Source organism: Streptomyces sp. SPB074 (assembly GCF_000154905.1).
Lineage (GTDB): Bacteria > Actinomycetota > Actinomycetes > Streptomycetales > Streptomycetaceae > Streptomyces.
Genome location: NZ_GG770539.1, coordinates 4,853,723 through 4,854,299 on the forward strand (window position 1 = coordinate 4,853,723; position 577 = coordinate 4,854,299).

A 577-nucleotide genomic window follows, 5' to 3' on the forward strand; every position below is an offset into this window, starting at 1 on the left:
CCGCAGGCCGCCGCACAGGCCGAGAAGCCCGCGCGCGGCGAGAAGTCCGCGCAGGCCGAGAAGCCCGCCGCGGAGCAGGCCGCCCCCGCCGAGGCCGACGAGGACGACGGCGACGTGCGCCGCCGCGCGCGGCGCAAGCCCGCCCGCAGCCGCGCCACCTTCACCGAGCCGCAGCTCCAGCCCCGCCAGTCCGCCAAGGGCGGCGCGAAGGGCGAGGAGCGCGAGGAGGGCTCCCACGGTGGCCGCAAGCCCGCCGTGCCCGTCTTCCGCGCCCCGGTCTTCACCGAGCCTTCCTTCCAGTTCCAGACCCTGGAGCGCGCCGCCGCCGAGGCCGCCGCCTCCGGCGACGAGGAAGAGGAGGAGACCGCGCCCGCCGCCGCCCCCGCCCGCGCCGAGGAGGCCGGGTCCGGCCGCCGCAAGCGCCGCCGCCGCGAGGAGCGCGAGCAGCCCCGTACCGCCGAGGCGCCCGCGCCCCGGGCCGAGGCGCCCGCCAGGACCGAGGCGGCCGAGGAGGTGGCCGAGCCCGCCGAGAGCGGCGAGGACACCGAGCGCGCCGACGGCGACGAGGGCGAGCGCC

The 577-nt window shown here is 81.1% G+C and carries 1 pseudogene; it reads left to right on the forward strand.

Features of this window, described 5'->3' with window-relative positions:
- Positions 1–577 (forward strand): annotated as a pseudogene (locus SSBG_RS31545) (ribonuclease E/G); the annotation flags it as partial.